The following is a 9,806-nucleotide window of genomic DNA, read 5'->3' as shown; positions in this document are numbered from 1 at the left end:
TGGGTGAGCAGGAGTTCTCTGCACGCGTTTCAGCGACAGATTACTTGGTACCAGGCTCAACTGTCGAGTTAGCACTCAATGTGTCTAAGGGGCATTTCTTTGACCTTGAGACCGGCAAACGGATTAAACTATAATCCCTTATCATTATCGTTGTAAAAAAATAAAAAAATTTTTAAGGAGAATTTCTCATGAAAATGAAAAAATTGATGGCGTCATTGTTGACTGGTACTGCTGTTTTGGCTTTGGCTGCATGTGGTTCTAAGTCTGCAGAAACACCAGCTTCGTCTGAAGCAGCATCAGGTGGTGCAAAAACAGAAATCACTTGGTGGGCATTCCCAGTCTTTACTCAAGAAAATGCAAGCGATGGTGCTGGTACTTACGAGCAAAAAATCATTGATGCATTTGAAAAAGCTAACCCAGATATTGATGTGAAGTTGGAAACCATCGACTTTGCTTCAGGTCCAGAAAAAATCACAACAGCTATCGAAGCAGGTACTGCGCCTGATGTTCTCTTTGACGCACCAGGACGTATCATCACTTACGGAAAAAATGGTAAGTTGGCTGAATTGAACGACCTCTTTACAGCAGATTTTGAAAAAGACGTTGACCCTAACATTGTTAAAGCGTCTAAGGCTGGAGATACAGCTTACATGTACCCAATTTCATCTGCACCATTCTATATGGCCTTTAACAAGGCAATGTTAGAAGACGCTGGTGTAGCTGACTTGGTAAAAGATGGTTGGACAACAGCAGACTTTGAAAAAGTTATCAAAGCCCTCAAAGATAAAGGCTACAATGCTGGTTCACTCTTTGCCAATGGTCAAGGTGGTGACCAAGGAACACGTGCTTTCCTTGCTAACCTCTACAGTGGATCAATCACTGACCCTGAAGTCACTAAATACACAACTGACTCTGAACAATTCATCAAGGCTCTCTCTAGCGTGAAAGACTGGATGGATAAAGGTTACATCCTCAATGGTTCACAATACAACGGTGGTGATGATATCCAAAACTTTGCTAACGGACAAACATCATACACTATCCTTTGGGCACCAGCTCAAAATGGTTTGCAAGCTAAATTGCTTGAATCATCTAAGGTTGAAGTTGTAGAAGTACCGTTCCCATCAGAAGATGGTAAAGCAGACCTCGAGTACCTTGTAAATGGTTTTGCAATCTTTAACAATGACGATGCTAAAGTTGCTGCATCTAAGAAATTTATCCAATTCATCGCTGATGATGCTGAGTGGGGACCTAAGAACGTTGTTCGCACAGGAGCATTCCCTGTTCGTACATCATTTGGTAGCCTCTACAACGATGATCGTATGGCAAAAATCAGTGAGTGGACTAAGTACTACTCTCCATACTACAACACTATTGATGGCTTTGCAGAAATGAGAACATTGTGGTTCCCAACTCTTCAAGCTGTATCTAATGGTGATAAAGAGCCAGCAGCTGCTTTGAAAGAATTTACAGAGCAAGCTAATGCGACAATTAAGAAATAATTGAAATTGTAAATCCCCCGCTTTTTCAGCCCCAAAAGACAGAAAAAATGGGGGATTTTACAGTTCTTAGTAGAGGAGTTTCTATGCAAGTTAATAAATTAAAAATGCGAGAAACCATTGTATCCTATACCTTTCTCGCACCGATATTGGTCTTCTTTACAGTATTTGTGTTAGCTCCAATGATTATGGGCTTTGTGACGAGCTTTTTCCGTTATACACAAACTGAGTTTACCTTTATTGGTTTAGATAACTACATTCGTTTATTTAATGATGAAGTTTTTATTAAATCCTTGATCAACACGCTCATCATCGTGGTGGGGTCTGTACCAATTGTTGTCTTTTTCTCTCTCTTTGTGGCCTCACAGACTTATGAGAAAAATGTCATCTCTCGCTCATTCTATCGGTTTGTTTTCTTCTTGCCTGTCGTTACTGGTTCAGTAGCTGTAACGGTCGTTTGGAAATGGATTTACGACCCGCTATCAGGTATCCTAAACTTTGTTTTGAAGAGCGGTGGCATCATTGAACAGAACATCAGCTGGCTGGGTGATAAGCAGTGGGCCCTGTTGGCCATTATGATTATTTTGTTGACAACATCAGTTGGTCAGCCAATCATTCTCTATATCGCTGCTATGGGTAATATTGATAACTCTTTAGTAGAAGCTGCTCGTATCGACGGAGCAAATGAGTTTCAGGTTTTCTGGCAGATTAAATGGCCAAGCCTCTTGCCGACTACCCTATATATTACAGTTATCACAACGATTAACTCCTTCCAGATTTTTGCTTTGATTCAGCTGTTGACATCTGGTGGACCGAACTACTCAACCAGTACCTTAATGTACTACCTTTACGAGAAAGCCTTCAAGCTGACTGAGTTTGGCTATGCCAACACCATCGGTGTCTTCTTGGCGGTCTTGATTGCCATCATCAGTTTTGCCCAGTTCAAGTTCTTGGGTAATGATGTGGAATATTAGGAGGTCAAGTATGAAACAGAAAAAAGCATTCACACCTTTTGGTATTATTTCAAGTATTATCTTGTTGCTCTTGACGGTTCTGTTTATTTTCCCATTTTACTGGATTATGACAGGGGCGTTCAAGTCACAACCTGATACCATCGTTATTCCGCCGCAATGGTGGCCAGCTGCGCCAACTTTTGAAAACTTTGAGAAACTGACCGTTCAAAACCCTGCCTTGCAGTGGCTATGGAACTCTGTGTTCATCTCTTTGGCAACCATGATTTTGGTCTGTGTGACCTCGTCTTTAGCAGGCTATGTACTGGCGAAAAAACGTTTCTATGGACAAAAGCTACTCTTCTCTCTCTTTGTAGCAGCCATGGCTTTGCCGAAACAAGTTGTCTTGGTGCCTTTGGTTCGTATCATCAACTTTATGGGGATTCACGATACGCCAGCTGCTGTCATCTTGCCGCTTGTTGGTTGGCCGTTCGGTGTCTTCTTGATGAAGCAGTTTAGTGAAAATATCCCAACTGAGCTCTTAGAATCTGCCAAAATTGATGGCTGTGGTGAGATCAGAACCTTCGTCAGCGTCGCTTTCCCAATTGTAAAACCAGGTTTTGCAGCGCTAGCAATTTTCACCTTTATCAACTCATGGAACGATTACTTCATGCAGTTGGTTATGCTGACCTCTCGTCAGAATTTGACCATTTCACTCGGTGTTGCCACATTGCAAGCAGAACTGGCAACCAACTATGGTTTAATCATGGCTGGTGCTGCTCTGGCTGCAGTGCCGATTGTGGCGGTCTTCCTCATCTTCCAGAAATCCTTCACTCAGGGGATTACCATGGGAGCTGTTAAAGGTTAAACCTAATGAGTTATGGCTGGTTTGGACGCTTTGCATAATAGCAGAGCGGCTAGCCAGCTTTCATTCTGTCAAAAAGCGAGGAATTTGAAATGATTTATGATGATTTGAGCAAGCTAGACCGCTATAAAGGCTTGCATACTAATATTGATACGGCGATTGACTATTTGCTTAAAACCGACCTCAGCCAGTTGGAAATTGGTCGCCATACCATTGATGGGGACAAGGTATTCTTGCTCTTGCAAGACAACACACTGAACAGCGAGCCTAGCGAGAGTTTTGAGTACCACGCCAAGTATATGGACTTGCAATTACTGGTCTCAGGAAATGAGAACTTCCGTTACACTCGGACGGTCGACGCAGATCTTCAACCATTTAATGAAGCAGACGATTTTGGTTTGATTCGCTCATCAGTGGGTCTTGACTTTGAATTAGATGGGCAAACCTTTATTATGGTTTATCCTGGCGAGTACCATCAGCCTAGTCAATTAGGTAAGGCTGGTTACCAGGTCAAAAAAGGCGTGATTAAAATTTTGATTGACTAATCACTGAGTTTGTTGCATGGACATCGAACAAAAAATGGTAGCAATGTAGGAGGAAAACATGAGTAAATCTAGGGAAATGATGAAAGCTGTTTTTGGCTTGGATAATGGGTTTATGCGAGCGGCAGAACGTCTCTTCGATTTACTCTTGTTGAACATTCTTTTTGTCTTGACCTGTTTACCTATCGTTACACTAGGAATTGGAAAACTGGCTCTTTATGCCACTGCAACAGAACTAAGGGAAAGAGGGCGCTTGTCACTTCTGTCTAGTTATTGGAAGCATGTCCGTCAAAACTGGAAACAAGGGCTGTTCCTTGGTCTAGTCGAAATTTTGGTGACAAGTATGGCACTTGTGGATTTGTGGCTCATTCAAGGGTTCGAAGGCTTTCCGGTTACCCTGATGACCATTGTTGCCTATGCGGTACTTTTTCTATCAGTGATGCTCCATCTATACGTCTATCCCGTGGCAGCCCAGTATGAACTTAGGATGAAAGACCTTTACATCAAAAGTTTCCTGCTAGCGGGTATCAATGGCCAGTGGAGTCTACTCCTCTTGGTGGTACTTGGGCTACTAGGACTTCTGATGACAAGTTCAGCCTATGGCTTGGTATTTGGGTGTGCTTTCCTTCTTATTATTGGTTGCTCTAGTCTGGTTTACGGGCACATGTTAATCATGACAAAGATTTTTGAGCGCTCAGTTCGTTAGACGATATGAAATTCTTTTCAGAAACTGATGAAATGGCTTAAATCGAGAAACTATAATCTAAATAGGGAAATACTCTTGAAAAACCTCCTAAAAGGGATAAAATGAAAGTAAGCTGGTTAACAGCCTGATTATTAAACAACATATTTGAATTGCTACCCAGAGTAGTAGAATAACACTAAATTTGGTTGTGGCTCTGCCATGACCTGAAAAGAAAAGGAGACAGTTATGTCAGATTTGAGCAAATACTACGGTATTATTCCTGCATTCTACGCCGCTTACGATGAAGCTGGTGAGGTCAGTCCCGAGGGTGTGCGTGCTTTGACCCAGTACTTTATTGACAAGGGTGTCAAAGGACTGTACGTGAACGGTTCATCTGGCGAATGTATCTACCAAAGTGTGGCCGATCGTAAGCTGGTGCTGGAAAATGTAATGGCTGTTGCAAAAGGCAAGCTGACCATCATCAACCATGTGGCTTGCAATAGTACTAAAGATTCTATTGAATTAGCTAAGCATTCAGAAGAATTGGGGGTTGATGCCATTGCAGCTATTCCACCGATTTATTTCCGTTTGCCGGATCATGCTATCGCTGCTTATTGGAATGCCATTAGTGATGCAGCGCCTAACACAGACTTCATCATCTACAATATTCCACAACTGGCTGGTGTAGCTTTGACGCCAACCTTGTACCGTACCATGCTTGACAATCCTCGTGTCATCGGTGTGAAGAACTCTTCTATGCCTGTTCAAGATATTGAAATCTTTAACAGCTTAGCTCCAGGTAAATTGGTCTTTAACGGTCCAGATGAGCAGTTCCTTGGCGGTCGTCTGATGGGTGCTGCTGGTGGTATTGGCGGTACCTACGGTGCTATGCCAGAACTTTTCTTGAAACTTGATGAGTTAATTGCTCAAGGCGACCTTGAAACAGCTAAGTCATTGCAGTATGAGATTAACAATATTATCGGTCATTTAGTTGTCGGACGTGGTAGCATGTATGCTGTTATTAAAGCTGTTCTGAAAGAACTTGAGGGTCTAGAGCTGGGTTCAGTACGCTCACCGCTAGCTCCTGTTGTTGAAGAGGACAAAGATCTTGTTCACAAAGCAGCCGAGTTAATTCGTGCTGCGAAGGCAAAATTTTGTTAAGATAAGGTAATAAAGCAGGGTCGGAGGTCGGTAGCATCTTCGTCCCTTTTTAGATGGAGGGATATTATGGCAAAATATGTAGCCATTGATATTGGTGGCACTCAGATAAAGTATGGGCTAGTTGATGATATCGGAACGATTTTGGAACAACACAAGATTGATACCGAAGCTCATTTAGGTGGGCCAGCTATTCTTGATAAGGTCAGACAGATTGTCGCCACTTATCAAGCGGAACACCAATTGGTAGGTGTTGGGATTTCGTCAGCTGGCATGATTGACCCTGATAAGGGAGAGGTGTTCTATGCAGGACCTCAGATTCCAAACTATGCTGGCACAGCCTTTAAAGCGACAATTGAACGTGAATTTGGCCTACCATGCGAAGCAGAAAATGATGTTAACTGTGCCGGTTTGGCAGAGGCTAATAGCGGAGCTGCTAAGGGCGCAAAGATTGCTGCTTGCCTGACGATTGGAACAGGTATTGGGGGAAGTTTGCTGATTGATGGCAAAATTTTCCACGGCTTTAGCAATTCTGCCTGTGAGATTGGTTACCTACATATCTCTGATGGTGCTTTTCAAGATTTAGCATCAACGACAGCCTTGATTGCGGACGTCGCAAAGTCCACAGGAGATGATATTAGCCAGTGGAACGGTCTTCGTATCTTTGAAGAAGCTAAAAGTGGTCACCCGATCTGCCTTGCAGCCATTGATCGATTAGTTGACTATTTGGGTCAAGGCATTGCTAATCTCTGCTATGTGGTTAATCCAGAGGTCGTTGTTCTGGGTGGGGGCATTATGGCTCAGAGAGCGTTTTTACAAGACAAAATTGCTGCTGCCTTGAAGAAACATCTCGTGCCAAGTATTGCAGATAAGACCAGACTGGCTTTTGCAGAACATGAAAATGCTGCAGGCATGTTAGGTGCTTACTATCATTTTAGGCAAAAACAAGGGTAAGATTGCTTTCTCTACCCAATAACAAAATGAACGATACAGGAGAGACAACATGATTGATAATATGAGTTTGCAGGAAATGCAGACTTATCGTGGTCGCCATGAGGTGCCAAGTGATTTTGATGAGTTTTGGCAAGCTGAGTTAGATAGATTACCAGAGTTGCCTAACTACCGATTGGTGGAGCAGGATTTTGCCTTGCCGTCTGCTACCTGCTATGAACTCTGGTTTGATGGGACAAATGGTGGTCAGGTCTTTGCCAAATGTATTTTTCCAAAGACAGATAAAAAAGTGCCTGTCCTCTTTTACTTCCACGGCTATCAGGGACAAAGTCCTGACTGGACAGAAAGTTTGAAATTTGTTGCTGCTGGTTATGGTGTGGTCTATATGGACGTCCGCGGGCAAGCTGGACGGTCTGTTGACCATGGTCAATTCGACGGCATGACGGTCAAAGGTCAGGTGATTCGAGGAGCTTTGGAAGGACCGCACAAACTCTTTTATAAAGACATCTACCTGGATGTTTACCAACTGGTCAACATCATTGCGGCTCAGGAATTTGTTGATGACTCAACTCTTGTTAGCTATGGAGCGTCTCAGGGTGGGGCATTGGCGCTTGTTGCAGCAGCTCTCAATCCTAAAATCACAAAAACAGCCTCAATTTACCCATTCTTATCTGATTTTAAACGGATTTTAGAGTTAGGTGATAACAGCGAACCTTACAATGAACTTTTCCGTTACTTCAAGTTTTCAGATCCATTCCATGAGACAGAGCATGATTTCTTAGCTAACTTATCTTACATCGACATCAAAAACTTAGCTCATCGAATCACCTGCCCAGTAGCCTTTGTTGTTGGTTTGGAAGATGAAATCTGCTCACCATCCACCCAATTTGCGATTTATAATCGGTTGCCTTGCCAAAAAGAGATGAAAATCTTGCCTGAGTATGGTCACGAAGCTTTGAACGTCAAAGTTAACGATTACATCTATGATTTTATCTTTGGCTCAAGGATTATTCGGCGATAAAATAAGTCTCCGCTAGAAAACTAGCGGAGATTGTTATCGTCTACCAAAGTATCCTTAAAGATAGTCTCTTTGGTTGTCTTATCAATAGACAGGTAGTAAGCATAGATGATGTCGATCATCATCAGTAGAGGCAACTGCGGTGAAATACGGTTGCCGTAGTTAAGGTGTCGTACAGAAGCAACGGCAACGTGTTCGTCAAAGACAAAACCATCAGGATTTTGTGTGGAAATGAGCACAGTCTTAGCTCCCTTTTTGGCAGCAATCTCCAAAGAATTGAGGATAGACTGAGTTTGTCCGGTCAAGGACAGGGCAAAGACTAGACACGTTTCATCTAAGATGCTGTTCGTCCAGACCATGTTATCGGCATCCGTTATCGCATCGCAGACGAGTCCTAGACGAGTGAACCGTAGTTTGGTCTCGCGCGCTACTAAACCAGAGCTACCGATGCCGTAAAAATAAACACGGCTAGCCTTGTCCAAAAGATGAGCTACTCGTTCCAACTTATCCTCGTCAACCAAGGCATTTGTCATGTCGACAATCTCTTTGTAGTCGACCAGCACGCGTTTGGTTAAGTCACGGTGAATATGTTGGAACTGGCTATCCAGATGCTTTTGCGAATTTTCGTATTCAAAAATAAATTCACGATAGCCCTTAAAGCCACACTTTTGAGCAAATCTGGTGAGAGCTGCAGGAGAGACGTGGAGCTGCTGACTAACAGCAGCTGAGCTAAGGTCGTAATGTTTGTTTTGAGCATCTAAAAAATAAGAGGCAATGTCTTGTTCGAGACGAGTCATGTCATCGAGACAAGATTCGATTTGAGCGATGATATGCTGTGGCATGATGTGTCCTTTAACTCCTTTTTTCTATTGTACCATAAAATGGCAGAATAGGTTGTAAACTCCTTATCTACTCTTGAAAAATAGCCGTATTTTTGCTACAATAGCCCTATGAAAACACTCTACGATGTGCAGCAATTGCTCAAACGTTTTGGGCTGATTATCTACATGGGTAAACGTCTTTATGACATTGAGGTCATGCAGATTGAGCTCAAACGGCTTTATGATCAGGAGTTAGTGGCGCGTGAGGAGTATCTGCTGGCTCAGTTGATTTTACGACGAGAACACAAGATCGAGATAGAACGTGAGGAGAACAAACATGGCTAAGAAATTGATTGGGATTGACCTTGGTGGTACAACGGTGAAGTTTGGTATTCTGACCTTAGACGGTCAGGTACAGGAAAAATGGGCCATTGAGACCAATATTCTGGAGGAAGGGCGCCATATTGTCCCTGACATTATCGCGTCTATCAAGCACCGTTTGGAACTGTACGGGATGAAACCCTCAGACATCGCAGGCATTGGCATGGGATCCCCAGGTGCAGTGGATCGTGAACAAAAAACGGTGACAGGAGCCTTTAACCTCAACTGGGCTAAAACTCAGGCGGTGGGGGCTGCTATTGCCCAAGAACTGGGTATCCCCTTTGCCATCGACAATGATGCCAATGTGGCGGCCTTGGGCGAGCGCTGGGTTGGTGCGGGAGATAATAAGCCAGATGTGGTTTTTGTGACGCTGGGAACTGGTGTTGGCGGTGGGATTATTGCTGATGGCAACCTGATTCACGGTGTGGCTGGTGCTGGTGGCGAGATTGGGCACATCATTGTTGAACCGGACGGAGGCTTTGCTTGTACTTGTGGCAATAGTGGCTGTCTGGAAACGGTGGCTTCAGCGACAGGAGTTGTTCGGGTCGCTCGTCTTTTGGCAGAGAGTTATGAGGGTGACTCCAGTATTAAAGCGGCGATTGACAACGGAGACGAGGTAACCAGCAAGGATATTTTTGTGGCAGCTGAGGCTGGAGATGCTTTCGCAGATAGCGTGGTGGAGCAGGTCGGCTTCTATCTAGGGCTGGCAGCGGCCAACATCTCTAACATTTTAAACCCTGATGCCGTGGTCTTCGGTGGTGGGGTATCTGCTGCTGGTGAGTTCTTGCGCGCTCGGATTGAGAAGTATTTTGTGTGCTTTACCTTCCCACAGGTACGTCAGTCAACTGTTTTGAAAATAGCAGAGCTGGGTAACGATGCGGGCATTATCGGGGCAGCCAGCTTGGCTAGTCAGTTTGTAACAGCATAAGGAGGAGC

At 43.8% G+C, this 9,806-nt stretch carries 11 protein-coding genes; 10 read left to right on the top strand and 1 reads right to left on the bottom strand.

Going from position 1 to position 9,806, the window contains the following annotated elements:
- Nucleotides 1-188 precede the first annotated feature (188 nt).
- The 8 genes from ACERC5_RS02215 to ACERC5_RS02180 all read left to right on the top strand — a co-directional run bounded on the left by ACERC5_RS02215 (nt 189) and on the right by ACERC5_RS02180 (nt 7,671).
- Nucleotides 189-1,502, top strand: coding sequence for an ABC transporter substrate-binding protein (locus tag ACERC5_RS02215; RefSeq protein WP_018367963.1), 1,314 nt, complete (start codon nt 189-191; stop codon nt 1,500-1,502).
- A 104-nt stretch (nt 1,503-1,606) separates the two neighbouring features.
- Nucleotides 1,607-2,473: a carbohydrate ABC transporter permease gene (locus tag ACERC5_RS02210; protein ID WP_040798436.1), complete on the top strand. Its 867-nt coding sequence runs from the start codon at nt 1,607-1,609 to the stop codon at nt 2,471-2,473.
- A 10-nt stretch (nt 2,474-2,483) separates the two neighbouring features.
- Complete coding sequence (locus ACERC5_RS02205; RefSeq protein WP_373660044.1) at nt 2,484-3,317, top strand: carbohydrate ABC transporter permease; 834 nt, start codon at nt 2,484-2,486, stop codon at nt 3,315-3,317.
- 89 nt (nt 3,318-3,406) lie between these two features.
- The gene (locus ACERC5_RS02200; RefSeq protein WP_018367966.1) at nt 3,407-3,859 is read left to right on the top strand and encodes a YhcH/YjgK/YiaL family protein; all 453 of its coding nucleotides are present in this window, start codon (nt 3,407-3,409) and stop codon (nt 3,857-3,859) included.
- 58 nt (nt 3,860-3,917) lie between these two features.
- The gene (locus ACERC5_RS02195; RefSeq protein ID WP_373658613.1) at nt 3,918-4,562 is read left to right on the top strand and encodes a DUF624 domain-containing protein; all 645 of its coding nucleotides are present in this window, start codon (nt 3,918-3,920) and stop codon (nt 4,560-4,562) included.
- Nucleotides 4,563-4,787: 225 nt separating this feature from the next.
- Nucleotides 4,788-5,702: a dihydrodipicolinate synthase family protein gene (locus tag ACERC5_RS02190; RefSeq protein WP_373660043.1), complete on the top strand. Its 915-nt coding sequence runs from the start codon at nt 4,788-4,790 to the stop codon at nt 5,700-5,702.
- 66 nt (nt 5,703-5,768) lie between these two features.
- Nucleotides 5,769-6,653 carry an ROK family protein gene (locus ACERC5_RS02185; RefSeq protein ID WP_373658615.1) on the top strand — a complete coding sequence of 295 codons (885 nt, stop codon included), beginning with the start codon at nt 5,769-5,771 and terminating at the stop codon, nt 6,651-6,653.
- A 49-nt stretch (nt 6,654-6,702) separates the two neighbouring features.
- Nucleotides 6,703-7,671 carry an acetylxylan esterase gene (locus tag ACERC5_RS02180; protein ID WP_373660042.1) on the top strand — a complete coding sequence of 323 codons (969 nt, stop codon included), beginning with the start codon at nt 6,703-6,705 and terminating at the stop codon, nt 7,669-7,671.
- Between the two features lie 20 nt (nt 7,672-7,691).
- Here ACERC5_RS02180 and ACERC5_RS02175 read toward each other — a convergent pair whose 3' ends face one another.
- A complete protein-coding gene (locus ACERC5_RS02175; protein WP_373658617.1) occupies nt 7,692-8,510 on the bottom strand; it encodes a MurR/RpiR family transcriptional regulator in 819 nt (272 codons plus the stop codon).
- A gap of 108 nt (nt 8,511-8,618) precedes the next feature.
- Here ACERC5_RS02175 and ACERC5_RS02170 point away from each other — a divergent pair, with 108 nt between their 5' ends.
- Both ACERC5_RS02170 and ACERC5_RS02165 read left to right on the top strand, forming a co-directional pair.
- Nucleotides 8,619-8,834, top strand: a complete 216-nt coding sequence (locus ACERC5_RS02170) for a YqgQ family protein (protein ID WP_373658618.1) — start codon at nt 8,619-8,621, stop codon at nt 8,832-8,834.
- Nucleotides 8,827-9,798 carry an ROK family glucokinase gene (locus tag ACERC5_RS02165; protein ID WP_373658619.1) on the top strand — a complete coding sequence of 324 codons (972 nt, stop codon included), beginning with the start codon at nt 8,827-8,829 and terminating at the stop codon, nt 9,796-9,798. Before ACERC5_RS02170 ends, ACERC5_RS02165 begins: the two co-directional genes overlap by 8 nt.
- The last annotated feature ends 8 nt before the right edge of the window (nt 9,799-9,806 follow it).

The sequence above is a fragment of the Streptococcus sp. E24BD genome, from assembly GCF_041807825.1.
Lineage (GTDB): Bacteria > Bacillota > Bacilli > Lactobacillales > Streptococcaceae > Streptococcus > Streptococcus entericus.
The sequence above is the reverse complement of the archived record's forward strand: the minus strand, read 5'-3'. Positions and strand labels throughout refer to the sequence as shown.